Consider the following 25,728-nt stretch of genomic DNA (forward strand, 5'->3'; position numbering starts at 1 on the left):
GTACGGCACCCGACTTGCGCCGTTGCGCTACCCTCGCCCTTCTTCTCCGCCGTGCGCCTCGCTGCGCTCGCTCAAATAATAGCGCTCCAGCGGCTTCAGGTCCGCGTTCAGCTCGTAGACGATCGGCTGGCCGGTCGGGATCTCCAGTCCGGCGATGTCGGCGTCCGATATGCCCGACAGATGCTTTTCCAGCGCGCGTAGCGAGTTGCCATGGGCGGCGACCAGCACGCGCTTGCCGGCGCGCAGCTCGGGGGCGATGCGCTCCTCCCAATAGGGCAGCACGCGCGCGATCGTGTCCTTCAGGCTTTCGGTTTGCGGGATCGGGATGCCCTTGTAGCGTATCTCCTTCGACAGGTCGTAGGCGCTGCCCTCGGCCGGCAGGGGCGGGGGGATGTCGAAGCTGCGGCGCCAGATCTTGACCTGATCGTCGCCGTGCAGCGCCGCCGTCTCCGCCTTGTCGAGTCCGGTCAGCCCGCCATAGTGACGCTCGTTGAGCTTCCACGACTTCTCGGTCGGCAGCCACAGCCGGCCCATCGCCTCCAGCGCGAGGTTCAGCGTCTTGATCGCGCGGGTCTGGAAGCTGGTGAAGGTCAGGTCGAAGTCGAGGCCGGCATCCCGCATCGCCTCGCCCGCCGCCTTCGCCTCGGCCACGCCCTGATCGGTCAGGTCGACGTCCCACCAGCCGGTGAAGCGGTTCTCGAGGTTCCACGACGACTGGCCGTGGCGGATGAGGACGAGGGTGGGCATGGGCGCTCCTGAATGACGTGGGGCGGCTGATAGAGAGGCGGCGTGGGGTTGCGCAACTCACCCGCACCCCGACCGGACGTCAGATTTCGTCGATCATCCCGGCCAGCGTTTCGAGACACGCGACCGCCAGCGCCTTCGACCGCTTGCCGTCCCAGCCGTGGACGGCGTCGGGATTGGGATCGTGATCCTTGAACGGCATCTCCAGCGTCATCGCCACCGCGCCGAAGCGTTCGGCGAGCTGGTTGGTCGACATGCTGAGGTTCGCACGACCCGGCGCGGCCTTCTGATAGCCCTTCTCGACCTGGAAATCGGGGGTATGCGCGGCGAGCCGGCGGCCGAATTCGTAGAATTTCTCGCCGAGCGCGTCGGTCCAGGACGGAATGCCCTCGAACCCCGCGAGGAAGTTCGCGGGGATCGCCTCGTCGCCATGGACGTCCATGGCGACATCGACGCCGGTCGCGTCCATCGCCGCAAGAACGCACAGCACTTCCGGGCTGCGCTCCGCGGTCGGGCTGTGCCACTCGCGGTTGAGGTTCACGCCGGCTGCATTGGTGCGCAGGTGGCCGCGATACGAGCCGTCGGGGTTCAAGTTGGGCACGAGGTGGATCGTCGCCTTATTGCGCAAAGCTCGGGCGGTCGGGTTGGCGGCGTCGGTCAGCAGGTCGATCGCGCCCTCCATCCACCATTCCGCCATCGGCTCGCCGGGATGCTGGCGACCGTAGAGCCAGACCTGCTTCGCGCCGGTGCCGACGCTCAGGCAGTCGATCGCGCGGCCATCCAGCGTACGGCCGAGTTCGCGGTGCGTGACGCCCTCGGCCAGCGCGGCCTTCGCGATCGCGGCGTCGTGGCGGTCGAGCGTGTAGGGCTGGAAATAGGCGAACCACGCCAGGTCGCTGTCGAACCGGTGCGTCCATTCCAGCACGCCGTCCGTGTAGCGCGTGTCGGGCGCCATCACCCAGATCTCACGATCGGTCGATACGCGCGTGCGATACCCCGGCCAGCCGCCCGGGAACGCGGACTGCGCGCAATTGACGATGCGGAACGTCAGCGTGCGTCCGGCCGCACCCGCGACGCGGAAGTGGAACCACTGGTAGAAATCCGAATCCTTGTCGGCCGGGATTTCCAGCGACACGACATCGCCGTCTATGCCGACGAGGCGGATCGCGCCGCTGTCGAAGGCGGCATTGATCGAGATGCTCATTTGACGCTCGCGGTGATGCCCGATTCGCCGGGGAAGTCCTTGAACAGCGCCGCGGCCAGCCGCGTCGCAGGGGCGGAACCCGGCTCCTTCGGATCGGACAGCCCCTCGTTCTGCGCGCGGCCTTCCCAGACCGTCTGGTTGTCGCTGCGGCGACGGATCTGCACCGACAGTTCGTTGCCCAGCACGTCGCGGGTCTTGCTGCCGAACCCGGTGCTCAGGCCGCCGCCAAGGCCGACTCCGCCACCACCGCGACCGCCGGAAAAGCCGCCGCCGCCGATGCCGATCGAGAACTTCGGCGGCGTGCGCACCTGACCGCGCAGCGTGCGTTGATAGGAGAGGGTCGCGACATATTGCGTGCTTGTCCCCGTTGTCGGCGTGTAGCCGATCTTCGCCAGTTCCGCGGCGACCGCGTCGGCATAGACCTGATATTCCAGGCTGGTCGCGGCGCCCGTCATCGGCGCGGGTTCGACCGCGATCGAGCCGGGCTGCACCGCGCCGCCGTGATAGCGGACGACGTCGGTGGGCGCGCGCTGGACGCCGGAGGTACAGGCCGCAAGCGCGGCGACGGGGAGGAGGATCAGGTATCGCATCATGGAATGCTTATCATCAAACCGGAGGGTTGGTTCAAATTTCGTATCAACGCACCGGTCAATTTGCGCGATATCGCGTCCGGTGCATCGGCGGCGGTGCCGGAAACGACGTGGGTCACGGCACGCCCCTCCCATGCCGGCGTGCTCTCGCCGCGCCGGGTGATCGTCAGCGTCAGTTCGGTGGCGACCATCGAGCGTACGCTGGTCGACGAGCCGAGGCCGACCGCGACATGCGCGCCGGTACCGAGCATGGCGGCGCCGCCGACGACGCCCGGCGCCTTGCCGGGGGCCAGCGCTGCCCCCTGTGCCGTGCGCTTGAGGTCGTAGCGGGCGACGTAGCGGGCATGGTCGACATCGGGGATCGCGACGAAACCTGCGTCGATCAGCGCCGATTCGATGCCGTCGGCGTAGATGGCGGTAGGGGCGGGGCGACGGTTCACCGCGGCCGGGCGCTCCACGGCGATCGTGCCGCGAGCGATGGCGGGGGCCGGTTCGCTCTGGCCGGGGGTGAGGAGGGCAGCTAGGACGAGCGCGATGGGCATGGCTTCGGTCTCCAGCGAAGGAGCGCCGCGGCCGCGGGCTGCGACCCCGTTCGTCCTTGACTTGGCACAACCTCGCTTATAGGCGGGCGCCTCTTTTCCGAAACCCAATTCAAAGAAGCGGCACAACGCCATGAAGATCGTCAATTCGCTGAAGTCGCTGAAGGATCGCCACCGGGACAACCGCGTGATCCGTCGCCGTGGCCGCATCTACGTCATCAACAAGACGAACCGCCGCTTCAAGGCGCGCCAGGGCTGAGCCATATGGCCGGCCCTACCGCCGTCATCTTCGACGTCGGCAAGGTTCTCTACGACTGGGACCCGCGGTTCCTCTACCAGCGCCTCATCCCCGACGATGAGGCGCTTTCCGCGTTCCTGCGCGACGTCGTCACCGTCGAATGGCATTTTCAGCACGACGCCGGCCGTCCGTTCGCGGAGACGTCGGAGGAGTTGGTCGCACGGTTTCCGCAGCACGCCGAGCTGATCGGCCACTGGGGCCCGCGCTTCCTCGAATCGATCGGCGATCCGGTGCCGGGGATGCACGATCTGGTCGCGGAGCTGGATGCGGCGGGCGTGCCGCTGTTCGCGATCACCAATTTCTCGGGCGAGTTCTTTCCCGAATTGCGCACCCGCGACGCGAATCTGTTCGACCGCTTCCGCGACATCGTCGTATCGGGCGACGAGAAACTGGTGAAGCCCGATCCCGCGATCTATCGGCTGGCGTTGAAGCGCTTCGGGCTGGAGCCGCACCAGGCGGTGTTCGTCGACGACAACGCCGCCAACGTCGCGGCGGCGGCGGCTCTTGGTATTCACGCCGTCCTGTTCGACGGTGAGCCGGCGTTCCGCGCGGACCTGGTGTCGCTCGGCCTGTTGCCTCAGGGGTGAAGCCAGACGGCGGCGGCGATGACGACCGCGCCGCCGATCACCGCACAGGCCAGCGTCTGCCCGGCGGACCGGATCGCCGCGACGAGATCGCCCGATCGGGCCATCTGTCCGGCACCATCGTCCTCCACCTTCCTGACCAGCGCCCGCACCAGTCGGGGCGCGTCATCGCCGAGCCGGAAAAGCTCGGCGGCGAGTGCGCCGCCCGCCGCCGACCACGCCTCGGGCGCCAGCCGAGCGCGAACCAGTCGCAGCGACGCCCGGCGGATCGCCGCCGACAGGTCGAAATCCGGCTGTATCCCCGTCAGTACGCCGTCGATCGTGACCAGCGCGCGGAAGATGAGCAGCAGATCGGGCGGCATCGCCAGCCCCTCTTCCCGCACGACGGCAAGCGAGTCGGCGATGATCGCGCGCAGCACCATCCGACCGCCGCCGTGCTGCTGCGTCAGCCGCTCGGCCGCCCGCACGACCGCCTCGCGCGGGGCATTGGTTCCGGCCGACCATGCGCCCAGCACATCGGCGAGCGCATCGGCATCGCCGCTCGCCAGCGCCTGCGTGAACGCCAGGAATTCGCGCCTTCGTCGCGGGGAGACATGGCCGATCGTGCCGAGATCGAGCAACGCGATGCGGTTGCCGGGCAGGCAGAGCAGGTTGCCCGGATGCGGATCGGCGTGGAAGCGGCCGTTGACGAAGACCATGTCGAGTACGGTATCCACGCCCAGCGTCGCGATGGCGTGGGGGTCGAGGCCGGCCGCGACCAGTGTCGCTGCATCGCGCGGGGGCGTGCCGGCGATATAGTCCATGACGAGCAGCGCTTCTGATGTGTGTTCCCAGTCGATGTCCGGCACGACGACGCAATCGTCGCCGGCAAAATCCTCACGCATCCGATCGGCGTTGCGCGCCTCTGCGGTGAAGTCGAGTTCCTCCAGCATCGCCGCGGCCAACTGGCGCGCCATCGCCACCGGCTGGAACCGGCGCGCCTCGGCGTTTGCGGCCTCGGCGATTCCGGCAAGGTGGGTGATGATGCGCAGGTCGGCTTCCATGCGCGCACGTATGCCCGGACGCCGAATCTTCAGCACGAGGGCACGCCCGTCGTGCCGCGATGCGCGGTGGACCTGCGCCATCGATGCGGCCGCCAACGGCTCGGGATCGAAACGGGCGAAGGCGGTCTCGGGCGGTTCCCCCAGCGCAGCCTCGACATCCGCGCGCAAAGCTTCGAACGGCAGCGTTGGCGCCTGGCTGTGCAGGCGTTCCAGCTCCGCGATCCAGTCGGCCGACAGCAGGTCACCGCGTGTGGCGAGGATCTGCCCAAGCTTCACGAAGGTCGGCCCCAGCGCCTCCAGCGCCATCCGCGTCCGCCGCGGCAGGCTGTCGCTTCCGGTATCGAGGGGGTCATCCCGAGTCATGCCGATCGCGCCCGCGAGCGACTGCAAACCGAACCGCGACGCGACCGCCGTGATCTCGGCCAGCCGTGCGCGATCCCGCGCGGCGACGATCAACGTCTTCATCATCGCTTCGATGTGGGGCCGATCAAGGCCGGCACAACCGCGACCTTACCCCTCCGTGTCATAGCCCTTCAGCTCGTCACCGACGATGCGGACGACGTGGAGAACGTTCGTGCTGCCCGGCGTCTTGAAGGGCACGCCGGCGCAGATGATGACGCTGTCGCCGGCCGCGGCGATGTTGTGGCGGAGCGCCATGCGCTTGGCCTTCGCCACCATTTCCTCGAACGAATCGACGTCGCGGGTGTTGACCGCGTGGACGCCCCACAACAGTCCGAGCCGTCGGGCGGTGGCCTTTTCGGGGGTCAGCACCAGGATCGGCACCGACGGCCGCTCGCGGGCGATGCGCCGTGCGGTGGAGCCCGACGAGGTGAAGCAGATAATGGCCTTCGCCGAAACCGTCCGGGCGATCGATTTCGCGGCCTCGGCCAGCGCGTCGGCGGTGGTGGGGTCAGGCTTCGTCACGGTGAAGTGGACGCGGTCGCCGTGGCCGGGATCGCGTTCGACCGAGTTCGCGATCGAATCCATCATCGTCACCGATTCGATCGGCCAGGCACCTGCCGCACTCTCGGCCGACAGCATGATCGCGTCCGCGCCGTCGTAGACTGCGGTCGCGACGTCCGACACCTCGGCGCGGGTCGGGGAGGGCGAAGTTATCATCGATTCGAGCATCTGCGTCGCGACCACCACCGGGCGGCCCAGTCGCCGTGCGGTCTCGACGATGCGCTTCTGGAGCGGCGGCACGGCTTCGGGCGGCAGCTCGACGCCGAGATCGCCGCGGGCGACCATGACGCCGTCGCAGCCCTCGATGATTTCCTCCAGCCGCGCGACTGCACTTGGCTTCTCGATCTTGGCCAGCAGCGCGGCGCGGCCCTGGATGAGCTTACGGCCCTCGGCCAGATCCTCGGGGCGCTGGACGAAGCTCATCGCCACCCAGTCGACGCCCTGTTCCAGCGCGAAGGCCATGTCGCTGATGTCCTTGGGGGTCAGCGCGGCGAGCGGCAGGACGACATCGGGGACGTTCAAGCCCTTGGAATTGCTGAGCGCGCCGCCCACCGTGACGCGGGTGACGATGCGGTCGGCGTCATGTTCGATCACGTGCAGCACCAGCTTGCCGTCGTCGAGCAACAGGCGGGCGCCCGGTTCGATCGCGGCGAAGATCTCCTTGTGCGGCAGGCGGACGCGGCGGGCGTCGCCGGGCGTCTCGTCGCGGTCGAGCACGAATTCGCTACCCGTCTCCAGCATCACGCGGCCCTCGGCGAAGGCGCCCACGCGCAGCTTCGGTCCCTGCAGGTCGGCGAGGATCGTCGAGGGCCGCCCCAGCGTCTGTTCGAGCTGGCGGATCGCCTGGATCACCGGCACCTTCGATGCCTGGTCGCCATGGCTCATGTTGACGCGGAAGGCGTCGGCGCCGGCGGCGAACAGCTTCGCGATCATTTCGGGCGTGCTGCTGGCTGGACCCAGCGTCGCGAGCACGCGAACCTTGCGGGTGCGGGGGCGGATCGTGACGGTCATGCTGGTCCTTCTCGAACTTGTCCGACAGCTCCTAGCCGCTAATCAGGGTCGCGTTCAATGAATAGGAATGCATAGATGTCCGACCCCCTCGATACGATCGACGATGCCGCCGCTGCTGCCGCCTTCCGCCGGCTCGTCCGCCACCTGCGCCACCGCAGCGACGCGCAGAACGTCGACCTGATGGGGCTGGCCGGATTCTGCCGAAACTGTCTGTCGGACTGGATCGGCGAAGCGGCAGGCATCGACAAGAATGCGGCGCGCGAGGCGATCTATGGCGAGCCCTATGACGTCTGGAAGGCGAAGCACCAGCTGCCCGCCTCGCCCGAGCAGCTGGCGCGGATGGACGGGAGCGTGAAGCGCAACCATGTCGAGGCCGAGCTGGACGAAGCGCTGGACGAAAGCTTCCCGGCGAGCGATCCGCCGTCGCAGACCATCCCGGCCGGTTGAGCCGCTTGTGGATCGGGCGCGGATGCGCCAGCCTTGCCGGCAATAGAAAAGAGGCAAGGGGGGACGCCGATGTACCGTTCGATCGCACTGGCTCTGGCGCTGGTCGCCGGGGCGCCTGCCGCCGCGCAGACGCCGGCGGCTGCCCCCGCCGCCGCCGCGCCGAAGATCACCTACATCCACGCCGGCCGCCTGTTGGCGGTGCCGGGCGAGGCACCGCGCGGCCCATCGACGATCATCGTACGCGACGGGCGGATCGCCGAAGTGCGCGACGGCTATGCGGTGCCGACGGACGGGGCCGCGGTGGTCGATCTCAAGGACCGGTTCGTGCTGCCGGGGCTGATCGACATGCATGTCCATCTGCTCGGCATCGGCGGCGATCCGATGCGTTCGCGGCTGACCGCGCTCAACACGGAGCCGGCCGACGACGTGCTCTACGGCGTCGGCAATGCGCGCGCGACGCTGATGGCGGGGTTCACCACCGTTCGCGATCTCGGTGCCGATCCGCGCGGTATCCGGCCGTTGCGCGATGCGATCGAGCGGGGTGATGTCGATGGCCCGACCATCGTGAATGCGGGCGCGGGCATTTCGGTGACCGGTGGGCATGGTGACCCGCTGAACGGCCTCGCCGAACCCTTCGCGCACGCCGTCGCCGCGACGGTGGACAACACCTGCGACGGCCCCGCCGACTGCACCCGCGCGGTGCGTCGGCAGGTCGGGCTGGGTGCGCTCGTCATCAAGTTCATGGCGACGGGCGGCGTGTTGTCGAACGTGTCGGGCGGGCTCGGCCGCGCCTTCACCGCCGAGGAGATGAAGGCGATCGTCGATACCGCGCACAATCTCGGCCGCAAGGTCGCGGCGCACAGCCACGCTGCCGATGGAACCAAGGGCGCGCTGGCCGCCGGGGTCGATTCGATCGAGCATGGCAGTTTCCTGGACGACGACGCGATCGCGTTGTTCAAGCGGACCGGCGCCTATCTGGTCCCGACCGAGATCGCGCCCGTCGCGGCGCTCGCCCAGGCCCGCGCCGGGGCGCTGCCGCCCGCGACCATTCCGAAAGCGGAGGCAGCGGCTGCAGCGATGGTCGACAGTCACCGCCGCGCGTTTCGGGCCGGGGTGAAGTTCGCGTTCGGCACCGACACCGGCGTATCCGCGCACGGCCGCAATGCGGAGGAATTCGCGCTGCTCGTCGACAAGATCGGCATGACCCCCGCGCAGGCGATCCGCACCGCCACCGTCGCCGCCGCCGACCTGCTCGGCCAGTCGAACCGCATCGGCACGCTGGAAGTGGGCAAGGCGGCCGACATCATCGCGGTGACCGGCTCGCCTCTGGACGACGTCCGGCGGCTGGAGCGCGTCGATTTCGTGATGCGCGGTGGTCGCGTCATGAAGGGCGCGGGGCGGGACTAGCGCGGGGTCGGCATCGATATTCAACCATCGTGTTGAGCGTGAATGTCGAGACGAAAACACGTGCGTTTCCTCTCGTGAAGCGGGCTTGAAGCTCAACCGATCGGTTGAGCTTCAAATGGCCTGTTGCTCGACAGGTCGGTTGAGCGATGTGGGCATGAATTTCGGGGTAGCGATCGGCTGGCGTGTAGGACAGCGGCGGCGGGTTCGTGATGCAAACCATGCCCGTCACCCCTGACCGAGGACCTGCCCAGCAAAACCGTGCTTCGACCTCGCTCAGCACGAACGGAAGAAAATCGACGCGCTTGAACCTGCGCCCCGGCTTCGCCTACACGCGCCCCCTGTTTCAGAAAGGGTATCCATGACCGACAACGTATCGGCCGAACAGCTGCGTCTCCTGATCGAGCGTATCGAGCGGCTGGAAGAAGAGAAGCGCGGCATCGGCGACGACATCAAGGACGTCTATGCCGAGGCCAAGGGCACCGGTTTCGACCCCAAGATCATGCGCGCCATCATCCGCCTGCGGAAGATGGAGAAGCATCAGCTCGACGAGCAGGACGCGCTGCTCGAAACCTATCGCCAGGCGCTCGGCATGGCATGACCGACACGCCACGGCATTCCCCGGCGGAGGTCGCGGCGCGGCTGCTCGGCAAGCCCGAGGCCGCGCTGGATGACGAGGAACGCCGCGTGCTGGCCGGCATCGCCGCCGGCACGATCGTCGCGCGTGATGCGTCGGACGTGTCGGACGAGCGATCGAGCTTCGGCGACCGGCTGGCCGACCGCGTCGCGGCGGTCGGGGGATCGTGGGGCTTCATCATCGCGTTCGCGGTGGTGCTGTTCGGCTGGATGCTGCTCAACACCGACGTGCTGGCGCATTTCGGGATGGCGTTCGATCCATACCCCTACATCTTCCTCAACCTGATGCTCTCGACGCTCGCCGCGGTGCAGGCGCCGGTCATCATGATGAGCCAGAACCGCCAGTCGGCGAAGGACCGCGTCGCCGCGAGCCTGGACTACGAGACGAACCTGCGTGCCGAGCTCGACATCCTGCGGCTGCACCACAAGCTGGACGGCCATGTGATCGAGCGGCTGGAACGGCTGGAGGCGAAGCTCGACGCATTGGCGAAGCGCGGGTAGAGCGCATATTCACTTGCGGGTCGCACCCCTGTTGGGGTCCCCGTAAAGTACCACTTTACGGGGTTTCCGATGGCAGGCCATTCAAAGTTCAAGAACATCATGCACCGCAAGGGCGCGCAGGATAAGAAGCGCTCGGGCATGTTCAGCAAGCTCAGCCGCGAAATTACCGTCGCGGCCAAGATGGGCCTGCCCGATCCCGACATGAACCCGCGCCTGCGCGCCGCGGTGAACGCCGCCAAGGCGCAGTCGATGCCCAAGGACAACATCCAGCGCGCGATCGACAAGGCGTCGAAGGGCGATACCGAGAATTACGAGGAAATCCGTTACGAGGGCTTCGGTCCGGCGGGCGTCAGCCTCATCATCGAGGCGCTGACCGACAATCGCAACCGCACCGCGACCAACGTGCGCACCGCCGTGTCGAAAAACGGCGGCAACCTGGGCGCCAGCGGCTCCGTCAGCCACGGCTTCGATCGCATGGGGCTCATCAGTTATCCGGCGAGCGCGGGCGATGCCGAGAAGGTGTTCGAGGCGGCGCTGGAGGCCGGTGCCGACGACGTGACGTCGAGCGAGGACGGTCACGAGATCTGGACCGAGCAGGGCGCGCTGCACGAGGTGATGAAGGCGCTGGAGCCCGTGCTGGGCGAGGCCGAGGGTGCGAAGCTCGCTTGGCGCCCGCAGACGATGATCGAGGTGGGCGAGGGCGATGCCGCCACGCTGTTCAAGCTGCTCGACGCGCTGGACGACGACGACGACGTGCAGACCGTGTGGGGCAATTACGAGATGTCCGATGCGGTGATGGAGAAGCTGGGCTGATTATCCTTGGCCTCGACCCCGGGCTGGGCACGACGGGCTGGGGCATCATCTTCGCCGAGGGCAACCGGCTTCGCCATATCGCCAACGGCCAGATCCGAACCGAACCGTCGATGCCGCTGCCGCGGCGGCTGAGCAATCTGTACGAGGCACTGGGGCAGGTCATCCGCGCCGAACGGCCCGACGGCGCGGCGGCGGAGGAGGTGCTGGGCAACAGCAACGCGCAGTCCACGCTGAAGCTCGGGCAGGCGCGTGGCGTGGTCCTGCTGGCGGCGGCGACCGCTGGCCTCGTCATCGGCGAATATCATCCGAGCACGGTCAAGAAGGCGGTGGTGGGTACCGGCGGCGCCGAGAAGCGGCAGATTCAGGGGATGGTGGGCGTGCTGCTGCCGGGCGTAAAGCTGGCCGGGCCGGATGCCGCCGATGCGCTGGCGGTCGCGATCTGCCATGCCCATCATCTGGCGAGTGCGCGGCTGATGCGGTGATGGGGGCTTCCCCTGTAGCGCGCGTTCCGTTTATGTACCGCGCATGATCGCCCACCTCAAAGGCATCCTCACCGCGACCGCCGCCGATCATGCCGTGATCGACGTCGGCGGCGTCGGCTACCTGGTCGGCGCTTCGGCGCGCACGCTCGATGCGCTGGGGCCGGTGGGGGAGGGCGTGACGCTGCACACCGAGATGCTGGTGGCGGAGGATTTCATCCGCCTCGTCGGCTTCGCGACCGCGGCGGAGCGCGACTGGTTCCGCTTGCTGACGGGGGTGCAGGGGGTGGGTGCGCGGGTGGCGCTCGCCATCCAGTCGGCGCTGGCGCCCGACGACCTGTCCCGCGCGATCGCGGCGCAGGACAAGGCGATGGTGGCGCGCGCGAACGGCGTCGGGCCGAAGCTCGCCGAGCGCATCGTGCGGGAACTGAAGGACAAGGTCGGCACGGTCGCGCTTGGCGTCGCGGGCGTGGTGGCGGCGCCGGTCGGCAGTGCCGCGGGCGACGCACTGTCCGCGCTCGGCAACCTCGGCTTCCGCCCCGCCGAGGCGGCGTCCGCGGTCGCGGCGGCAGAGGAGGAACTGGGTCCGGGCGCCACCCTCGACGCGCTGGTGCGGCTGGCGCTCAGGAAGGCGGCAAAGTGATGGTTGGTGTTTTGGCGAACGAGGATTATCTTCAACGGATGACCCAGCTTACCATCTCGATGCCGGATGCATTGCAGGAATGGGTGAACCTGCGCATCGGTCAGGGCCGCTATGCCGATGCGGCGGACTATCTTCGCGACCTCGTCAGGCAGGACCAGCAGTCGGAGGACCGTCGCTGGCTGAAGGCGATGATCGACGAGGGGCTGGCATCGGGTGTGCTCGAACAGGACCCGCGGGACATCATCGCGGAGATAATCGCCGAGGATCCCGATCTGCGTGACTAACCTGCGCACCGCGCCGGCGGCGCGCACGGACCTCAGGGATATCGGAACCTACAGCAAGACCACGTTCGGCAGCCGCGTCGGAAGCGATTATCTGGACGGGCTGATCGGTGCATTTGACAGGCTCGCGGCGCGGCCGATGGCCGGCGTCGCCGAACGCGATCTGGGGGAAGGAATGCGCAGTTTTCTGTACCGATCGCATCGCATCTACTATCGCGTGGAAGGCGACGATTTGCTGATCGTCCGGGTACTGCATCACGCGCGCGATATCACCACCATCTTCGATCGCAGCCAATGACCGACGACCGCATCCTCACCGCCGCGCGCAAGCCCGAGGATATCGACGCCGCGTTGCGGCCGAAGTCGCTCGACGAGTTCGTCGGGCAGCGGGCGGCGCGCGAGAATCTGCGGGTGTTCATCGATGCCGCCCGGTCGCGCGGCGATGCGCTGGACCATGTGCTGTTCTTCGGGCCGCCGGGGCTCGGCAAGACGACGCTGGCGCAGATCGTCGCGCGGGAGATGGGGGTGGGGTTCCGCGCCACATCCGGCCCGGTCATCGCCAAGTCGGGCGATCTCGCCGCGCTGCTCACCAATCTCGAAGACGGCGACGTGCTGTTCATCGACGAGATTCACCGGCTCAATCCTGCGGTCGAGGAAGTGCTGTACCCGGCGATGGAGGACCGCGCGCTCGACCTGATGATCGGGGAGGGGCCGTCGGCGCGCAGCGTGCGGATCGACCTGCCGCGCTTCACGCTGGTCGGGGCGACGACGCGGCAGGGGTTGCTGACGACGCCGCTGCGGGACCGGTTCGGCATCCCGGTGCGGCTGCAATTCTATACCGAGGACGAGTTGCTGCGCGTCGTCACCCGCGCCGCCGGGCTGCTCGGCCTCGTCGTCACCGAGGATGGCGCGCGCGAGGTCGCGCGGCGCAGCCGGGGTACGCCGCGGATCGCCGGACGGCTGCTGCGGCGGGTGCGCGACTTCGCCAATGTCGCGGGCGAGCCGACCGTCGATGCGCGCGCCGCCGATCGGGCGCTCAACCGGCTGGAGGTCGATGGGCTTGGCCTCGACGCGATGGATCGCCGCTATCTGACGATGATCGCCGACATCTATCGCGGCGGGCCGGTCGGCGTGGAGACGCTGGCGGCGGGCCTGTCCGAGCCGCGCGACACGATCGAGGAGGTGATCGAACCCTTCCTGATCCAGCTCGGCCTGGTCGCGCGGACGGCGCGGGGGCGGTGCCTCAACGGGCTGGCATGGAAGCATCTCGGGCTCGATCCGCCGGCGGGGGCGCAGGACGGCTTGTTCGACTAGAAAACAGTGGTTCGGCGGAGGCGCAGGAATGACGCAAAACGATGGCCCAGGAAGCCTCGTTGAATCCTCGCACCGTCGTTGACGTCGGCCGTCTGCCAACGCCTGCAACCGACGACCGGTGCGATTAGGGGGACGAACGGGGTTACGTGCGGCGAGTCGTTGGGTTAACAGCCTGTGGCATGACGGCCACACCCGACAGCCTGCCGCTCGAAGGCCGTTTCGACGGAACCGAGCACCGCTTCGTGCTCCGCGTGTATTTCGAGGACACCGATCTGTCGGGCGTCGTCTATCACGCCAACTATCTGCGCTACATGGAGCGCGCGCGTTCCGCGATGCTGCGTGCCGTGGGCATCGACCAGCGTGCGGCGGTGGAGAGCGGGGAGGGCGTCTACGCCATTCGCGACCTGTCGATCCGCTACGCGGCGCCCGCGCGGCTCGACGATACGTTGACGGTGGTATCGCGGGTGACACGGCTGCGCGCCGCTTCGGTCGTCATTCAGCAGCGGGTCATGCGCGACGCGGTCGTATTGACCGACGGCACGGTGGAGGCGGCGTTCCTGACGCCGTCGGGCCGGCCACGGCGACAGCCGGCGGTGTGGATGGCGGCATTCGACGGACTGGTGGCGGGGGATATCGCCGCCGACGAAATGGGGAAGACATGGAACTGATTGCCAACGCCGACGCCGCCACCCTGTCGCCGGTCGCCCTGTTCCTGCAGGCCGATCTGGTCGTGAAGGCGGTGATGCTGGGCCTGATCGCCGCCAGCGTCTGGACGTGGGCGATCATGGTGATGTTCTGGTCGCGGTTGGGCAAGGTGCGCAAGGGCACCGAGGATTTCGAGGGCGATTATCGCAAGGCCGCTGACATCGACGCCTTCTACAAGGCGCACTCGGAGGACCCGCTGCCGGTCGCGCGCGTCTTCACCGCCGGCGTGTCCGAATGGCGCCGCTCGACCGCCGGCAAGACGGTGGACCGGGACGGCACGCGCGAGCGACTGGCGACGGCGATGGGCGCGGCGGCGGCCAACGAGATCGACCGGCTGTCGGATCGGCTGAATATCCTCGCCACCATCGGTTCGGTCGCGCCGTTCGTCGGCCTGTTCGGCACGGTGTGGGGCATCATGCGCGCCTTCACCAGCATCGCCAGCCAGCAGAATTCGTCGCTGGCCGTCGTCGCGCCGGGCATCGCCGAGGCGCTGTTCGCGACCGCCATCGGCCTGTTCGCCGCCATCCCGGCGGTCATCGCCTACAACCGGTTCAGTCACGGCATCAACCGGATCGAGGCGCGGTTGAACCGCTTCGCCGACGGCTTCCACGCGACGCTCAGCCGCCAGCTGGATTCGGATCGCTGAACCGATGGCGATGAACCTTCCTTCGCAGCGTGGGCGCGGCCGGCGGGCGCCGATGGCGGACATCAACGTCACGCCGCTGGTCGACGTGATGCTGGTGCTGCTCATCATCTTCATGGTGACGGCGCCGCTGCTGACTGCTGGCGTGCCGGTGAACCTGCCCGACAGCCGCGCGAAGGCGCTGGATCAGGAGCAGAAGCCGGTCGACATGGCGATCGACGAGCAGGGCCGCGTGTTCATCGACAAGACCGACGTGACGGCGACGTTGCCCGATACGCTCGCGGGGCTGGCCGCGCGGGCGCCGGCGGACAATCCGCCGCAGGTGCTACTGCGCGCCGACAAGGGCCTCGACTACGGCAAGGTCATGGGGGTGATGGGTGAGCTGAACCGCGCCGGGCTGAACCGCGTGGCGCTGGTCACCAATGCGGAAGGGCCGCAGTAAGGCATGGAGCGCGCGGAGAAATACGGGCTGGGCGTGGCGGCCGCGGGACATGTCCTGCTGTTCGGGCTGCTGTCGGTCGGTTTCCTCGCGACGCCCAACCCGCTGAAATTGAAAAGCAAGCCGATCGATATTTCGCTGGTCGACGAGGTGTCGCTGGAGAGTGCGGCGCCTGCGACCACAGAGGCGCCGGCCACGTCGGAGGCACCCGATACCGGCCCGCCCGAGGATGCCGCGCCGGCGCCTTCACCGGAAACGGCGGTGGCGCAGCCTGCGACGCCGCCGCCCGCCCCGCCGCAGCCGCGACCCGAACCGGCGCGTCCGGCATCGGCGCAGCCGACGGTCGCGAAACCCGCGCCGGCCAAGCCTGCGCCGACCCGCCCGGCGGCTGTCGCGAAGCCGACGCCACCAGCGAAACCTCAACCCGCCAACGCCGCACCTGCCCCGCCGGCCCGCGCCACGCCGGCACAGCCCAGCCGCCAGCGCCCCGGCCTGTCGCGTCCGGACGTCTCGCCCGAGCGCCCCGGCACCAGCGCATCCGCCAAGGCAACGCGCCCGCGCGGCAGCGTGCTGGGCGACGACTTCCGCAAATCGCTCGCCATCTCCAGCGAGCGCGGCACCGGCGAGGCGCCGCGCGCCGCCGCGGTCAGCGCGCAGGCGGTGGCAGGGCTTGGCGACGCCATTAAGCGTCAGGTGCAACCGTGCGCCAACCGCGTGCCCAATCCGGGGCCAGGCGCCAATCAAATCAGCACAAAATTCCGTCTGCGCATGAAGGCGGACGGCTCGCTCGCCGGGCGCCCTAGCGTGACCGGCCAGACCGGCGTAACCGACGAGAACCAGCGCTATGCCCAGCGCGTCGGCGAACTCGCTGCCGCTGCGGTGATCCAGTGCGCGCCCTATAAACTGCCGGCCGAATTGTACGAGAACGGCTGGAAGGACATCATTCTCAACTACAAGCTGCCGGGCTGATGGCGGCCGAGTTCAATCAAGATCCGTTCGTGCTGAGCGAAGTCGAAGCATCGGTCGAGGCGCAGGTGCTTCGACTTCGCTCAGCACGAACGGTTGTTTTGGAGATCAGAATGCTCAAGCCCCTTCGGCTACTCGCGGCGGCGGCCGTCACCTTCATCGCCACGCCCGCCGCCGCGCAGGTCGAGGTGGACGTGGTCGGCGGCATTTCCGAGCCGCTGACGATTGCGATACCCGCGATGCCGACGCCTGCCGTCCAGACGACCGCCGCCGGATCGACCGACGTGCTGGGCCGCCAGCTCGCCGAGATCGTGACCAACGACCTGCGCAATTCGGGGCTTTTCAAGCCGGTGGGCCCGGAGCGGCTGCGCGCCGTGCCGCAGGAGCAGGTGACCGCGCCCGACTTCACCTATTGGGGCGGGGCGGGGGCGTCGGCGCTGATCCAGGGGTTCGTGCGCGCCAACGGTGATGGCACGCTGACGGTCGGCTGCTACCTCTACGACGTGTTTGCGAAGACCGAGCTGACCCGGCAGGGCTTCGTCGTGTCGCCCGCCGACTGGCGCCGCGCCGCGCACAAATGCGCCGACACGGTCTACACCCGCCTGTCGGGCGAGGGGCCGTATTTCGACAGCCGCATCGTCTATGTTTCCGAAACCGGGCCGAAGGGGAAGCGGATCAAGCGCTTGGCCATCATGGATCAGGACGGTGCGAACCACCGCTTCCTGACCAACGGCCAGTCGATCGTGCTGACGCCGCGGTTCGCACCGAACCAGCAGCAGATCGTCTATATGAGCTACGTCGGCGACCGGCCGGCGCTGTACGTCTATAACCTCGGCACCGGGCAGCAGCGGCGGCTGGTCACCGGCGCCAGTCTGACGTTCGCGCCGCGGGTGTCGCCGGACGGGCGCTGGGTTATCTTCTCGATGGCGCAGTCGGGCACGACCAACATCTACCGCGTCGGCATCGATGGCGGTTCGCCGCAGCGGCTGACCAGCAGCGCCGGGATCGACACGGGCGGCAGCTACTCGCCCGACGGATCGAAGATCGTGTTCGAAAGTGACCGTTCCGGCACGCAGCAGTTGTACGTAATGAACGCCGACGGATCGAACCAGCAGCGGATCAGCTTCGGCGGCGGGCGCTATGCGACGCCTGCGTGGAGCCCGCGCGGCGATCTGATAGCCTTCACCCGGCTGGGCGGCGGCGCCTTCCGCGTCGGAGTAATGTCGCCCTCGGGCGGGAGCGAAAAGCTGCTGACCGAGGCCTGGGGCGACGAGGGACCGAGCTGGTCCCCCAACGGCCGTGTCCTCACCTTCTTCCGCGCCGGACGGGGCGCGGCCAAGGCGGACGTGTGGTCCGTCGATCTGACCGGCATCAACGAACGGCGCATCCCGACGCCGCTCGATGGATCCGATCCCAGCTGGGGGCCGTTGCGTCCCTGACCTTGCAGAGCCATCCCAAAAGGAGACCCATCATGGCAAGCACCACCACCAAGCTGATCCTCGCCGCCGCGCTGATCGCCACCGCCGGCTGCGCGAAGAAGCGTACCGTGCTGCCGCCCGCGCCCGCGGGCACGGGGCAGGTGGATCCGAACGCTGGCCAGACCCCCGGCGATGTCACGGGCGCGATCGTGCCGGGCAGCCGCGAGGATTTCCTGCGCTCGGTCAGCAGCGACACCGTGCTGTTCGGCCTCGACCAGTTCGACATCGATTCGCAGGCTCGGACGATCCTCGACACCCAGGCGACGTGGCTGCAACGTTATCCTAACATCCGCATCACGATCGAGGGCCACGCCGACGAGCGCGGCACGCGCGAATACAACCTCGCGCTCGGCGACCGTCGCGCCAATGCCGCGAAGAACTACCTCGTCGCGCGCGGTGTCACGGCGGGCCGTATCTCGACGATCAGCTATGGCAAGGAACGCCCGGCTGCGCTCGGGTCGGACGAGGAGAGCTATGCCCGCAACCGTCGCGCGGTGACCGTGACGCTGGGGTGACCCCTAAAGCCCTCTCCCCCAGGGGAGGGCTTACGCGCTTGACTCCCTAAAATCCCGATATAAATGTGATATCACATTAACGGGAGGCAGGGATGATCGAGTCCACACGCGAGCGCAGTGCGCTCAGCCACAGCAGCGAAGTGCGGGCGAACACCGTTAGCGGGTATGGCATGCTCGCGCTGCTGTTCGCGGCGGTACTCGGCGGGGTCGCTCTGGTGTTCGGGCTCGCCAGCGAGACGCTGCCGCCGGTGTGGGTGATCGGCGTCATCGTCCTCGCCATCGTCGCGGTGTTCATCGCCAGCGGCTTCTACATGCTCCAGCCGAACCAGGCCGCTGCGATCACGCTGTTCGGTGCGTATCGGGGCACCGACCGGACCGAGGGGCTGCGCTGGGTCATCCCGTGGATGATGCGGCAGAAGGTCTCGGTCCGCGCGAACAACATCATTTCCGAGCGCATCAAGGTCAACGACCTGCGCGGCAACCCGATCGAGATGGCGGCGCAGGTCGTGTGGCGCGTCACCGACACCGCGCAGGCGCTGTTCGACGTGGATGACTACAAGGCGTTCGTGAACGTGCAGATCGAGGCGGCGGTCCGCACGATCGGGTCGCGCTATCCTTACGACGATTTCGAGCATCAGGAGGTGACGCTGCGCGGCAATCACGACCAGATCGGCGGCGAACTGCGCGCCGAGCTGATCGCGCGGCTGGTGGTCAGCGGCATCACCGTCGACGAATGCGGCTTCACCCATCTCGCCTATGCGCAGGAAATCGCCGGCGCGATGCTGCGGCGGCAGCAGGCGCAGGCGGTGGTCGCGGCGCGAATGACGCTGGTCGACGGCGCGGTCGGCATGGTCCAGCTGGCGCTGGAGCAATTGTCGGCGAAGGGCGTGGTCGAACTCGACGACGAGCGCCGCGCGACGATGGTGAGCAACCTGATGGTCGTGCTGTGCGGCGACCGCGATGCGCAGCCTGTCGTCAACACCGGCACGCTGTATCAGTAGGCCGGTCGTGGCGCCGCCACCCAAGAAGGCGTTTCCGCTGCGCCTCGATCCTGCGCTGCATGCGGCGATCGAGCGGGCGGCGGCGGCCGATCTGCGCAGCGTGAACGCGCAAGTGGAATGCCTGTTGCGCGAGGCGCTGGCGCGGCGGGGGATCAAGGTCGCGGCGCCAGAGCCTGCCCGGCGCGGGCGTCCGCCGGGCAATTCGAAACCCGAGGGAGATGCGTGATGATGGGGTTGTTCACACCAAAGCCGGTTCGGCCGGGATATTGGTTCGCCCGCAAGCGCTTCGGCTATGGCGCGGTCCCGGCCACCGTCGCCGGATGGGTGGCGACCGCGCTGTACCTGCTGGCGATCGGTGCAGCGGTGAAGGTCATGCCGACCGATGGCGTGCGGATCGGTGTCGGGGTGGCGGTGACGATCGTCTATCTCTGGATCGTCTGGATGAAGACCGATGGCGGCTGGGGTTGGGAGTGGGGCGGGAGGTAAAGGTAGGCGTCGTCCCGCAGAATGCCGTGCTCCCGCGCAGGCGGGAGCCCAGAGCCACAAGCGCTGCGGTTGATAACCCTGGGCTCACGCCTGTGCGGGAGCACGGGCAAGTCGCTAACCCCCGACGCGGCGGAGGGCAGTCGCGCAGCTCTACCGCCCCTTTACCTCAACCGGCGCCGGCCCGAACGCCTCGTCCAGCAATCGCGCGAGCCTGAGGCCGCCCTTCATCACCTGCGCGCGCGCCGGCTCGACCAGCTTCGCGATCGTCGCGGCGTCCAGTTTAGAGCGGGCCGGCGGCGGGCCGCATGGGTCGCCCATGGCGCTCGCATAGACGCTGTCGCGCGCCACCTGCCAGCTGTCGCGGCTCCAGTCCTCGACGGTTCCCGCCTGCACCGGCGTGCGTTCGGCGGGGGTGTAGGTCCGGACGAGGCTCGGCGGCGTGGAGATGGCGCGTTCGGCGAGCGGGCCGTCCCAGATCGAATGAAGGTTGAACCGCTCCGGCGCGTAGATGCCGTAATCGGCCCGCGCGCGATTGCCACCCAGATCGCCGCGGTCGCCGGCATGCAGCGGCTGGTGGAGGTCGCCGACGAAGTGGACCAGGAACGCCAGCGCCTGCACCTTCTCGCGCATCGGCACCTTCGGATCCTGCAACAGCTTCACGTCGCGCGTTACCTGCGCCGACACGCAGTTGCCGTCCTTGCAGGCGGACTTCAGGTCGAACGGTTTGCACACGTCGACGTTCTGGTAGTGCCAGGAATAGGCATAGCTGAACCGCTCGCCGAGTGGCTTGACGCAGTCCGCCCACACGCTCGCCTGCTCGATCGTCCGTGCAGGGCAGCTTGGCGTCTCCAGCAACGCGGACCGGCGCAGCAACGCGTCGATCTTCGCGCGCGTTTCCGGTTTCACGTTGCGATAGGCGATGCTGGCGATCGTCTCGTGACCGTACTCCCAATAGGCGGAGGCGGCGGTGGAACACATCGTCGCGACGAGCGCGATCATGGCGGCAAGCTTGCGGATCATGTCGCCCGTCTACCCCGCGGGCGGGGGAGGGAAAAGCCGCTTGTCGCCAGCTACAACAGATAAACAACGACATACCGTGCGACGAGCGCGATCATGACCACGCGCGACCAGAGCCGTCCTTTCACCAACATCGCGGCCGCCATCAGCAGTGCCAGGACGACGGTGAGCCCCAGCGCCAGCGGCCGGGCCAGATGCGCCGCCAGTTGCGGCAGCGTGGCATACCATCCGATCTGGCAGAGCAGCAGCACCGCCATCACGCCGATCACGATCCGCCGCACGCGAAAGAAATGCGCATCGAAATCGCCCTGCTCGGCCGGATCGCGCGGAAAGACGAGATGCGCCGCGAGGTAATAGGCGCTGGCAAACGCGGTGACCGCCATCAGCGCCTTGCCCGACACCGCGACCATATCCCGCATCGTCCACGCCGCCTGCCAGAACGACAACAGGTCGAGCAGCACGAACGCGCCCAATAGCGGCGTCAGCCATCCGATCCGCACCGTCGACCCGGGCCGCAGCCGCGCCTCCAGCCCACGGGCGAGGCCGCCCAGCACCTCGGCGATCGACAGGCCAAGCAGGAGGCCGAAGAGCGCGAAGATGAATTCGAAGTCGTTCACTGCAGCCCCCCGGCGTTGCGGATGCCGACCGCGATACAAGGCGGGTGTGTCAGAGGGCAATGCGGTCGGGAAACTATGATTCGATTGAGCGCCGCCTGCGTCACGGAACGGCCGGGAACAGGATCCGCGGCGCCGCAAGATGGCTGCCGGGCGCGCGGCAGGCGACGAAATCGAAGAAGGCGCGGGGGGCGCTGTCGCGCTCGTCGCCGGGCGTCCCATACCAGGCGAGATGGCCAAGCTCGGGCAGGAGCACGTGCGTGGGCGCCGGCTTTCCGGCCGTCGGCACCGCCGCATCGATCGCGTAGCGGCGGTCGGTGGTGATGATTTCGAGATCCTCCCGTATCGCCTGTCACTCGATCGGCGACGATGTTTCGCGCACCCTTGCCATGTTCGTCCGGCCGTCGGTGCCCCCTTGCCACGGGATGAACCAGTAGCTGCGACCGGTCTTCCCGAACCGCACCTGCAGCGCGACGCCGCTCGGCCAGTCCTCGCTGCGGGCCACGGCGTGGAAGCGTGCGGTGATCGAAGGGTCCGCGCTCAACCGGTAGTCAGCGCGCTCGGTGGGGCAGGCGGCGGCGAGCAGCAATGCGGCGATGGTGAGCATGAGGCGAGCGTGCGTCCTGCGGTTGGACCGGCGTAATGATCGAACGCTATTCCTCGTCCCCATAGATCGCCACCACCCGCTCGCCCGCCGCCGACACCCGGCCGCGGTACATGCCCGGCGTATTGAAGCTCCACGCGATCTCGCTGCTCGGGCCGGTCAGGATCACGCCGCCGGTGCCGCCCAGCGCCTTCGTTTCGGCCATCACCGTGTCGCCCGCGGCCTTCAGCGTTTCGCCGACGAAGCGAACGCGGGCGCAGATTTCGTGGGCGACGCCTTCGCGGATGAAGAACTCGCCCGATCCCGTCGCGGAGACGGCGCAGGCGCGATCGTCGGCATAGGTGCCGGCGCCGATCAGCGGCGAATCGCCAACCCGGCCCCAGCGCTTGCCGGTGACGCCGCCGGTCGAGGTCGCGGCGGCGACATGGCCCGCCGTATCGCGCGCCACCGCGCCGACGGTGCCGTACTTCATATCGACGTCGAAGCCGGTCGCCGACTGCGCCTTCATCCGGTCCAGCTGGTCGCGGCGTTCGGGTGTGGCGAACCAGTCGGGGCCGACCTGTTCCAGCGCGTGCTCGGCGGAGAAGGCGTCGGCGCCCTTGCCGGCCAGCAGGACGTGCGGGCTGTCGGTCATCACCTTGCGCGCGAGACTGACCGGATGGCGGGTGCGGGTGACGCCCGCGACCGCGCCGGCGCCGCGGGTGCGGCCGTCCATGATCGCGGCGTCGAGTTCGTTGGTGCCCTCATAGGTGAAGACCGCGCCGCGCCCGGCGTTGAAGTGTGGATCGTCCTCCAGCACCTTCACCGCCGCCTCAACCGCGTCGACGGCGCTGCCGCCCTTCGCCAGCACCGCCTGCCCGGCGTCGAGCGCGGCGTTCAGGCCGGCGCGGGCCGCGGCGTCCTTCTCGGGCGTCATGCGCTCGCGCTCGATCACCCCGGCGCCGCCGTGGATGACCAACGTCCAGCCGGGTTGCGAGGTCTGGGCGGCGGCGGGGGCGGACATGACGATGGCTCCGAGGATGAGGGCAGGGTGCACGGGGCGGCTCCTACAGGGTCGGTTCGGTGGTAGCAGGTTGGGCCGGCGTCGCCACCGCCGGACGCAGGCCGATCAGCGGGCGGACGATGTCGATACGCCGCCCGATCAGGTAGAAGGCCCAGCAGGCGAAGACGGTCAGCGCGAAGAGCGCGGCGAACTCCGGCGCGGCCGGCAGCGCGAGCGGCGCCAGCCAGTAGACGCCGAGCACGATCGCGGTCTGGTGGATCAGGTAGAAGGGGAAGATCGCCTCCGTCAGCGTGCGGCGCCACGGATGATCGCGGTTCAGGTGGACCTCCGCCACGCCGACCAGCGCCACCACCGCGCCCCAGCATTGCAGCTGACGCAGCCACACCGTCGCATCGGCTACCCATTGTGGCGGGCTGGCGGTGCCGGGCCAGGCGAGCTCGGTCCAGACGATTGCGCCGTAGCTCGCCAGCGCGAGCACGCCCGCCAGCCGGTGCCACCGGATCATCGCCGCCATCGCACGTTCGGATGCTGCGAGGCCGAAGCCGAACAGGAAGGCGGGCAGATAGGCCATGTGGGCGATGCCGTCGTGGAGCACGTCCTGGGTGTCGCTCCAGCGCTGGAACACCACGACCTGGCTTGCCAGCAGCCAGAGGACCGGCACGACGATCACGCCGATGCCGCCGAACAGCCGGTCGAACCCGCCCTGCAATCGCGAGAGGGGCAGCAGCGCGAACAGCGCCAGCGCCATCGTGTAGATCCACAGATAGGCGACGAACCAGAGGTGGTTCCACGTCGGCAGGAAGAGGCCGCCAACGCTGCGGAATGTCCAATAGTCGTGAAGATAGAAGGTGCTGAAGCCGCGCGCGTAGCCGTGCTGCATCGCCAGCTCGACGAACGGCTGCGGCGGGACGAGCACGATCATTCCGAAGGCGAGCGGCACCAGCAGGCGGGGGGTGCGATGGACCGCGAACCGCCCCGCCGACCCCCAGCGCCGCAGCAGCGCGCGGCTGGCATAGCCGGATACGACGAACAACAGGGTCAGTCGCCACGGGCTGACCGCCAGCATCGGGATCGTCGTCCAGTCGATGATCTGCGCGGCCTTCGCATGGAACGGCCACGGCACGAACACCATGCCGATATGGTAGAGGATCAGACACGCGAAGGCGCCGATCCGCAGCCAGTCCATGCCGTAATGCCGCGCCATTCCGGGGCATTAGCCGAGGCGGTTCGGCGGCGATACCCCGTGTCGCCCGCGCGCCTTCCGGTTCCCTCCACGCGCGCGGGGCGCTATAGGGCGCGCGACCCGTTCCCTAGAGGCCTGCCCCCATGTCCCTTCGTCCCTGGCGCGATATCGTGCGCCGACAGAGCCGCCAGATCATGGTCGGCACCGTGCCCGTGGGCGGCGATGCGCCCGTCACCGTGCAGACGATGACGAACACGCCGACCAGCGATCCGGTCGCGACGATCGACCAGATCCGCCGCTGCGAGGAGGTCGGTGTCGACATCATCCGCGTCAGCTGCCCCGACGTGGAGAGCACCGCGGCGCTCGGCAGCATCGTGCGCGCCGCGCGCGTCCCGATCGTCGCCGACATTCATTTCCACTACAAGCGTGCGCTGGAAGCTGCGGACGCGGGGGCGGCGTGCCTGCGCATCAATCCGGGCAACATCGGATCGTCTGAGCGCGTCGCCGAGGTCGTGCGCGCGGCCAAGGCCAACGGCTGCGCCATCCGCATCGGCGTGAACGGCGGCAGTCTCGAGAAGCACCTGCTCGAGAAGTACGGCGAGCCGTGTCCGGAGGCGCTGGTCGAGAGCGCGCTCGATCATATCAAGCTGTTGCAGGACCACGACTTCCACGAATTCAAGGTCGCGGTGAAAGCGAGCGACCTGTTCCTGGCGGTCGCCGCGTACCAGCAGCTGGCCGAGGTGGTCGATTGCCCGCTGCATCTGGGCATCACCGAAGCGGGCGGCTTCGTCGGTGGCACCGTCAAGTCGGCGATCGGGATGGGCAGCCTGTTGTGGTACGGCATCGGCGACACCATCCGCGTGTCGCTGTCGGCCGAGCCCGAGGAAGAGGTGCGCGTCGGGTTCGAGATCCTGAAGGCGCTGGGCATCCGCAACCGCGGCGTGCGCGTGGTCAGCTGCCCCAGCTGCGCGCGTCAGGGCTTCGACGTGATCCGCACCGTGCAGGCGCTGGAGGAACGGCTGCAGCACATCCGCACGCCGATGTCGCTGTCGGTGCTCGGCTGCGTCGTCAACGGCCCCGGCGAGGCGCGCGAGACCGATATCGGCCTGACCGGCGGCGGGGCGGGCAAGCACATGGTCTATCTGGCCGGCGTCACCGATCATACGGTCGAGGATGCCGATATGCTCAACCACATCGTGCGACTGGTCGAGGCGAAGGCGGCGGAGATCGAGGCGGGGACGTCGACCGCGCGGGCGGCTTAGGCGCTTCCTGCGCGCGATACCGGTCGTTATGATGAGCGGAACAGGCTCGGAGTATCGTGATGACCTATCATGCCAGGGTGAGTTCGACCGGTGAGGTGATCCTCCCTGCGGAAATGGCACGCGCGCTGGGATTGGCGCCCGCCGATCACATCACCCTTGATCACGACGGTCAGGCCATAACGCTGAAAACGCGCGGCGACATTGTGCGTGAAGGCCAGCAATTGTATCGTGCGATGATAACGCGCCCCTTTACGGTCGATGATTTCCTTTCGGATCGTCGGGCCGAGGCATCGCCTCGGATCGTCGGGCCGAGGCATC

At 68.3% G+C, this 25,728-nt stretch carries 35 protein-coding genes; 22 read left to right on the forward strand and 13 right to left on the reverse strand.

Annotated elements, in window-relative coordinates:
* Positions 1-27: 27 nt before the first annotated feature.
* The 4 genes from gpmA to ACX40P_RS11020 all read right to left on the reverse strand — a co-directional run bounded on the left by gpmA (position 28) and on the right by ACX40P_RS11020 (position 3,080).
* A complete protein-coding gene (gene gpmA, locus ACX40P_RS11005; protein WP_459126384.1) occupies positions 28-747 on the reverse strand; it encodes a 2,3-diphosphoglycerate-dependent phosphoglycerate mutase in 720 nt (239 codons plus the stop codon).
* Positions 748-826: 79 nt separating this feature from the next.
* Entirely contained in the window at positions 827-1,948 is a 1,122-nt protein-coding gene (locus ACX40P_RS11010; protein WP_459126385.1) for a M14 family metallopeptidase, read from the reverse strand.
* On the reverse strand, positions 1,945-2,541 hold the full coding sequence (locus ACX40P_RS11015) for a DUF4136 domain-containing protein (RefSeq protein ID WP_459126386.1): 597 nt from the start codon (positions 2,539-2,541) through the stop codon (positions 1,945-1,947). Before ACX40P_RS11015 ends, ACX40P_RS11010 begins: the two co-directional genes overlap by 4 nt.
* Positions 2,538-3,080 carry a hypothetical protein gene (locus ACX40P_RS11020; protein WP_459126387.1) on the reverse strand — a complete coding sequence of 181 codons (543 nt, stop codon included), beginning with the start codon at positions 3,078-3,080 and terminating at the stop codon, positions 2,538-2,540. The genes ACX40P_RS11015 and ACX40P_RS11020 overlap by 4 nt, the downstream gene beginning before the upstream one ends.
* A gap of 130 nt (positions 3,081-3,210) precedes the next feature.
* Between ACX40P_RS11020 and ykgO the strand changes: the two genes are divergently transcribed.
* Both ykgO and ACX40P_RS11030 read left to right on the forward strand, forming a co-directional pair.
* Complete coding sequence (ykgO, locus tag ACX40P_RS11025) at positions 3,211-3,336, forward strand: type B 50S ribosomal protein L36 (RefSeq protein ID WP_055755695.1); 126 nt, start codon at positions 3,211-3,213, stop codon at positions 3,334-3,336.
* Positions 3,337-3,341: 5 nt separating this feature from the next.
* Complete coding sequence (locus ACX40P_RS11030; RefSeq protein ID WP_459126388.1) at positions 3,342-3,962, forward strand: HAD-IA family hydrolase; 621 nt, start codon at positions 3,342-3,344, stop codon at positions 3,960-3,962.
* On the opposite strand, the gene ACX40P_RS11035 is transcribed toward ACX40P_RS11030, so the two are convergent.
* Positions 3,953-5,470 (reverse strand): ABC1 kinase family protein, encoded by a 1,518-nt coding sequence (locus ACX40P_RS11035; RefSeq protein ID WP_459126389.1) that lies wholly within the window; start codon positions 5,468-5,470, stop codon positions 3,953-3,955. The two genes, ACX40P_RS11030 and ACX40P_RS11035, sit on opposite strands and share 10 nt — an antisense overlap.
* Positions 5,471-5,512: 42 nt before the next feature.
* Positions 5,513-6,976: a pyruvate kinase gene (gene pyk, locus ACX40P_RS11040; protein WP_459126390.1), complete on the reverse strand. Its 1,464-nt coding sequence runs from the start codon at positions 6,974-6,976 to the stop codon at positions 5,513-5,515.
* A gap of 75 nt (positions 6,977-7,051) precedes the next feature.
* Here pyk and ACX40P_RS11045 point away from each other — a divergent pair, with 75 nt between their 5' ends.
* The 19 genes from ACX40P_RS11045 (at position 7,052) to ACX40P_RS11135 (ending at position 19,727) form a co-directional block, all read left to right on the forward strand.
* Positions 7,052-7,423, forward strand: a complete 372-nt coding sequence (locus tag ACX40P_RS11045; protein ID WP_459126391.1) for a DUF1244 domain-containing protein — start codon at positions 7,052-7,054, stop codon at positions 7,421-7,423.
* A gap of 69 nt (positions 7,424-7,492) precedes the next feature.
* Positions 7,493-8,830 carry a metal-dependent hydrolase family protein gene (locus ACX40P_RS11050; RefSeq protein WP_459126392.1) on the forward strand — a complete coding sequence of 446 codons (1,338 nt, stop codon included), beginning with the start codon at positions 7,493-7,495 and terminating at the stop codon, positions 8,828-8,830.
* A 358-nt stretch (positions 8,831-9,188) separates the two neighbouring features.
* Positions 9,189-9,428: a DUF2312 domain-containing protein gene (locus ACX40P_RS11055; RefSeq protein WP_250749305.1), complete on the forward strand. Its 240-nt coding sequence runs from the start codon at positions 9,189-9,191 to the stop codon at positions 9,426-9,428.
* Positions 9,425-9,964, forward strand: a complete 540-nt coding sequence (locus tag ACX40P_RS11060) for a DUF1003 domain-containing protein (RefSeq protein ID WP_459126393.1) — start codon at positions 9,425-9,427, stop codon at positions 9,962-9,964. Before ACX40P_RS11055 ends, ACX40P_RS11060 begins: the two co-directional genes overlap by 4 nt.
* Before the next feature lie 69 nt (positions 9,965-10,033).
* The gene (locus tag ACX40P_RS11065; protein ID WP_459126394.1) at positions 10,034-10,777 is read left to right on the forward strand and encodes a YebC/PmpR family DNA-binding transcriptional regulator; all 744 of its coding nucleotides are present in this window, start codon (positions 10,034-10,036) and stop codon (positions 10,775-10,777) included.
* Positions 10,774-11,259, forward strand: a complete 486-nt coding sequence (gene ruvC / locus ACX40P_RS11070) for a crossover junction endodeoxyribonuclease RuvC (protein WP_459126654.1) — start codon at positions 10,774-10,776, stop codon at positions 11,257-11,259. Before ACX40P_RS11065 ends, ruvC begins: the two co-directional genes overlap by 4 nt.
* 43 nt (positions 11,260-11,302) lie before the next feature.
* Entirely contained in the window at positions 11,303-11,899 is a 597-nt protein-coding gene (gene ruvA, locus ACX40P_RS11075; protein WP_459126395.1) for a Holliday junction branch migration protein RuvA, read from the forward strand.
* Positions 11,900-11,937: 38 nt separating this feature from the next.
* Positions 11,938-12,183: a ribbon-helix-helix domain-containing protein gene (locus ACX40P_RS11080; RefSeq protein WP_459126396.1), complete on the forward strand. Its 246-nt coding sequence runs from the start codon at positions 11,938-11,940 to the stop codon at positions 12,181-12,183.
* Positions 12,176-12,478 carry a type II toxin-antitoxin system RelE/ParE family toxin gene (locus tag ACX40P_RS11085; protein ID WP_459126397.1) on the forward strand — a complete coding sequence of 101 codons (303 nt, stop codon included), beginning with the start codon at positions 12,176-12,178 and terminating at the stop codon, positions 12,476-12,478. The genes ACX40P_RS11080 and ACX40P_RS11085 overlap by 8 nt, the downstream gene beginning before the upstream one ends.
* Positions 12,475-13,494 (forward strand): Holliday junction branch migration DNA helicase RuvB, encoded by a 1,020-nt coding sequence (gene ruvB / locus ACX40P_RS11090; RefSeq protein ID WP_459126398.1) that lies wholly within the window; start codon positions 12,475-12,477, stop codon positions 13,492-13,494. Before ACX40P_RS11085 ends, ruvB begins: the two co-directional genes overlap by 4 nt.
* Positions 13,495-13,673: 179 nt before the next feature.
* On the forward strand, positions 13,674-14,162 hold the full coding sequence (ybgC, locus tag ACX40P_RS11095) for a tol-pal system-associated acyl-CoA thioesterase (RefSeq protein ID WP_459126399.1): 489 nt from the start codon (positions 13,674-13,676) through the stop codon (positions 14,160-14,162).
* Positions 14,153-14,845, forward strand: a complete 693-nt coding sequence (gene tolQ / locus ACX40P_RS11100) for a protein TolQ (RefSeq protein ID WP_459126400.1) — start codon at positions 14,153-14,155, stop codon at positions 14,843-14,845. The genes ybgC and tolQ overlap by 10 nt, the downstream gene beginning before the upstream one ends.
* A gap of 4 nt (positions 14,846-14,849) precedes the next feature.
* Positions 14,850-15,284, forward strand: coding sequence for a protein TolR (gene tolR, locus ACX40P_RS11105; protein ID WP_459126401.1), 435 nt, complete (start codon positions 14,850-14,852; stop codon positions 15,282-15,284).
* 3 nt (positions 15,285-15,287) lie between these two features.
* Positions 15,288-16,250, forward strand: coding sequence for a cell envelope biogenesis protein TolA (locus tag ACX40P_RS11110; RefSeq protein WP_459126402.1), 963 nt, complete (start codon positions 15,288-15,290; stop codon positions 16,248-16,250).
* Between the two features lie 110 nt (positions 16,251-16,360).
* Positions 16,361-17,686, forward strand: coding sequence for a Tol-Pal system beta propeller repeat protein TolB (tolB, locus tag ACX40P_RS11115; RefSeq protein WP_459126403.1), 1,326 nt, complete (start codon positions 16,361-16,363; stop codon positions 17,684-17,686).
* A 32-nt stretch (positions 17,687-17,718) separates the two neighbouring features.
* Entirely contained in the window at positions 17,719-18,240 is a 522-nt protein-coding gene (gene pal, locus ACX40P_RS11120) for a peptidoglycan-associated lipoprotein Pal (RefSeq protein WP_459126404.1), read from the forward strand.
* Positions 18,241-18,332: 92 nt separating this feature from the next.
* Entirely contained in the window at positions 18,333-19,241 is a 909-nt protein-coding gene (locus ACX40P_RS11125) for an SPFH domain-containing protein (protein WP_459126405.1), read from the forward strand.
* 7 nt (positions 19,242-19,248) lie between these two features.
* Complete coding sequence (locus ACX40P_RS11130; RefSeq protein ID WP_459126406.1) at positions 19,249-19,467, forward strand: type II toxin-antitoxin system antitoxin; 219 nt, start codon at positions 19,249-19,251, stop codon at positions 19,465-19,467.
* Positions 19,467-19,727, forward strand: coding sequence for a hypothetical protein (locus ACX40P_RS11135; protein ID WP_459126407.1), 261 nt, complete (start codon positions 19,467-19,469; stop codon positions 19,725-19,727). The genes ACX40P_RS11130 and ACX40P_RS11135 overlap by 1 nt, the downstream gene beginning before the upstream one ends.
* A gap of 150 nt (positions 19,728-19,877) precedes the next feature.
* On the opposite strand, the gene ACX40P_RS11140 is transcribed toward ACX40P_RS11135, so the two are convergent.
* From ACX40P_RS11140 to ACX40P_RS11165, 6 genes are all read right to left on the reverse strand, one after another.
* Positions 19,878-20,747 (reverse strand): S1/P1 nuclease, encoded by an 870-nt coding sequence (locus ACX40P_RS11140; RefSeq protein ID WP_459126408.1) that lies wholly within the window; start codon positions 20,745-20,747, stop codon positions 19,878-19,880.
* 50 nt (positions 20,748-20,797) lie between these two features.
* Entirely contained in the window at positions 20,798-21,361 is a 564-nt protein-coding gene (locus ACX40P_RS11145) for a hypothetical protein (protein WP_459126409.1), read from the reverse strand.
* Positions 21,362-21,461: 100 nt separating this feature from the next.
* Positions 21,462-21,614, reverse strand: a complete 153-nt coding sequence (locus ACX40P_RS11150) for a hypothetical protein (RefSeq protein WP_459126410.1) — start codon at positions 21,612-21,614, stop codon at positions 21,462-21,464.
* Between the two features lie 96 nt (positions 21,615-21,710).
* Entirely contained in the window at positions 21,711-21,965 is a 255-nt protein-coding gene (locus ACX40P_RS11155) for a hypothetical protein (protein WP_459126411.1), read from the reverse strand.
* A 46-nt stretch (positions 21,966-22,011) separates the two neighbouring features.
* A complete protein-coding gene (locus ACX40P_RS11160; protein WP_459126655.1) occupies positions 22,012-22,965 on the reverse strand; it encodes an isoaspartyl peptidase/L-asparaginase family protein in 954 nt (317 codons plus the stop codon).
* 43 nt (positions 22,966-23,008) lie between these two features.
* Complete coding sequence (locus ACX40P_RS11165) at positions 23,009-24,169, reverse strand: acyltransferase family protein (RefSeq protein ID WP_459126412.1); 1,161 nt, start codon at positions 24,167-24,169, stop codon at positions 23,009-23,011.
* A gap of 122 nt (positions 24,170-24,291) precedes the next feature.
* Here ACX40P_RS11165 and ispG point away from each other — a divergent pair, with 122 nt between their 5' ends.
* On the forward strand, positions 24,292-25,410 hold the full coding sequence (gene ispG, locus ACX40P_RS11170) for a flavodoxin-dependent (E)-4-hydroxy-3-methylbut-2-enyl-diphosphate synthase (RefSeq protein WP_459126413.1): 1,119 nt from the start codon (positions 24,292-24,294) through the stop codon (positions 25,408-25,410).
* A 26-nt stretch (positions 25,411-25,436) separates the two neighbouring features.
* Here the strand turns inward: ispG and ACX40P_RS11175 are convergent, their stop codons facing one another.
* Positions 25,437-25,727, reverse strand: a complete 291-nt coding sequence (locus ACX40P_RS11175) for a hypothetical protein (protein WP_459126414.1) — start codon at positions 25,725-25,727, stop codon at positions 25,437-25,439.
* Position 25,728 lies beyond the last annotated feature (1 nt).

Source organism: Sphingomonas sp. RS2018, assembly GCF_054489605.1.

What these genes read in the sequence shown, in the direction of transcription:
- gpmA (WP_459126384.1), bottom strand. Translation starts at nt 747, where the DNA reads ATGCCCACCCTCGTCCTCATCCGCCACGGCCAGTCGTCGTGGAACCTC.
- ACX40P_RS11010 (WP_459126385.1), bottom strand. Translation starts at nt 1,948, where the DNA reads ATGAGCATCTCGATCAATGCCGCCTTCGACAGCGGCGCGATCCGCCTC.
- ACX40P_RS11015 (WP_459126386.1), bottom strand. Translation starts at nt 2,541, where the DNA reads ATGATGCGATACCTGATCCTCCTCCCCGTCGCCGCGCTTGCGGCCTGT.
- ACX40P_RS11020 (WP_459126387.1), bottom strand. Translation starts at nt 3,080, where the DNA reads ATGCCCATCGCGCTCGTCCTAGCTGCCCTCCTCACCCCCGGCCAGAGC.
- ykgO (WP_055755695.1), top strand. Translation starts at nt 3,211, where the DNA reads ATGAAGATCGTCAATTCGCTGAAGTCGCTGAAGGATCGCCACCGGGAC.
- ACX40P_RS11030 (WP_459126388.1), top strand. Translation starts at nt 3,342, where the DNA reads ATGGCCGGCCCTACCGCCGTCATCTTCGACGTCGGCAAGGTTCTCTAC.
- ACX40P_RS11035 (WP_459126389.1), bottom strand. Translation starts at nt 5,470, where the DNA reads ATGATGAAGACGTTGATCGTCGCCGCGCGGGATCGCGCACGGCTGGCC.
- pyk (WP_459126390.1), bottom strand. Translation starts at nt 6,976, where the DNA reads ATGACCGTCACGATCCGCCCCCGCACCCGCAAGGTTCGCGTGCTCGCG.
- ACX40P_RS11045 (WP_459126391.1), top strand. Translation starts at nt 7,052, where the DNA reads ATGTCCGACCCCCTCGATACGATCGACGATGCCGCCGCTGCTGCCGCC.
- ACX40P_RS11050 (WP_459126392.1), top strand. Translation starts at nt 7,493, where the DNA reads ATGTACCGTTCGATCGCACTGGCTCTGGCGCTGGTCGCCGGGGCGCCT.
- ACX40P_RS11055 (WP_250749305.1), top strand. Translation starts at nt 9,189, where the DNA reads ATGACCGACAACGTATCGGCCGAACAGCTGCGTCTCCTGATCGAGCGT.
- ACX40P_RS11060 (WP_459126393.1), top strand. Translation starts at nt 9,425, where the DNA reads ATGACCGACACGCCACGGCATTCCCCGGCGGAGGTCGCGGCGCGGCTG.
- ACX40P_RS11065 (WP_459126394.1), top strand. Translation starts at nt 10,034, where the DNA reads ATGGCAGGCCATTCAAAGTTCAAGAACATCATGCACCGCAAGGGCGCG.
- ruvA (WP_459126395.1), top strand. Translation starts at nt 11,303, where the DNA reads ATGATCGCCCACCTCAAAGGCATCCTCACCGCGACCGCCGCCGATCAT.
- ACX40P_RS11080 (WP_459126396.1), top strand. Translation starts at nt 11,938, where the DNA reads ATGACCCAGCTTACCATCTCGATGCCGGATGCATTGCAGGAATGGGTG.
- ruvB (WP_459126398.1), top strand. Translation starts at nt 12,475, where the DNA reads ATGACCGACGACCGCATCCTCACCGCCGCGCGCAAGCCCGAGGATATC.
- ybgC (WP_459126399.1), top strand. Translation starts at nt 13,674, where the DNA reads ATGACGGCCACACCCGACAGCCTGCCGCTCGAAGGCCGTTTCGACGGA.
- tolQ (WP_459126400.1), top strand. Translation starts at nt 14,153, where the DNA reads ATGGAACTGATTGCCAACGCCGACGCCGCCACCCTGTCGCCGGTCGCC.
- tolR (WP_459126401.1), top strand. Translation starts at nt 14,850, where the DNA reads ATGGCGATGAACCTTCCTTCGCAGCGTGGGCGCGGCCGGCGGGCGCCG.
- ACX40P_RS11110 (WP_459126402.1), top strand. Translation starts at nt 15,288, where the DNA reads ATGGAGCGCGCGGAGAAATACGGGCTGGGCGTGGCGGCCGCGGGACAT.
- tolB (WP_459126403.1), top strand. Translation starts at nt 16,361, where the DNA reads ATGCTCAAGCCCCTTCGGCTACTCGCGGCGGCGGCCGTCACCTTCATC.
- pal (WP_459126404.1), top strand. Translation starts at nt 17,719, where the DNA reads ATGGCAAGCACCACCACCAAGCTGATCCTCGCCGCCGCGCTGATCGCC.
- ACX40P_RS11125 (WP_459126405.1), top strand. Translation starts at nt 18,333, where the DNA reads ATGATCGAGTCCACACGCGAGCGCAGTGCGCTCAGCCACAGCAGCGAA.
- ACX40P_RS11135 (WP_459126407.1), top strand. Translation starts at nt 19,467, where the DNA reads ATGATGGGGTTGTTCACACCAAAGCCGGTTCGGCCGGGATATTGGTTC.
- ACX40P_RS11140 (WP_459126408.1), bottom strand. Translation starts at nt 20,747, where the DNA reads ATGATCCGCAAGCTTGCCGCCATGATCGCGCTCGTCGCGACGATGTGT.
- ACX40P_RS11155 (WP_459126411.1), bottom strand. Translation starts at nt 21,965, where the DNA reads ATGCTCACCATCGCCGCATTGCTGCTCGCCGCCGCCTGCCCCACCGAG.
- ACX40P_RS11160 (WP_459126655.1), bottom strand. Translation starts at nt 22,965, where the DNA reads ATGTCCGCCCCCGCCGCCGCCCAGACCTCGCAACCCGGCTGGACGTTG.
- ACX40P_RS11165 (WP_459126412.1), bottom strand. Translation starts at nt 24,169, where the DNA reads ATGGCGCGGCATTACGGCATGGACTGGCTGCGGATCGGCGCCTTCGCG.
- ispG (WP_459126413.1), top strand. Translation starts at nt 24,292, where the DNA reads ATGTCCCTTCGTCCCTGGCGCGATATCGTGCGCCGACAGAGCCGCCAG.
- ACX40P_RS11175 (WP_459126414.1), bottom strand. Translation starts at nt 25,727, where the DNA reads ATGCCTCGGCCCGACGATCCGAGGCGATGCCTCGGCCCGACGATCCGA.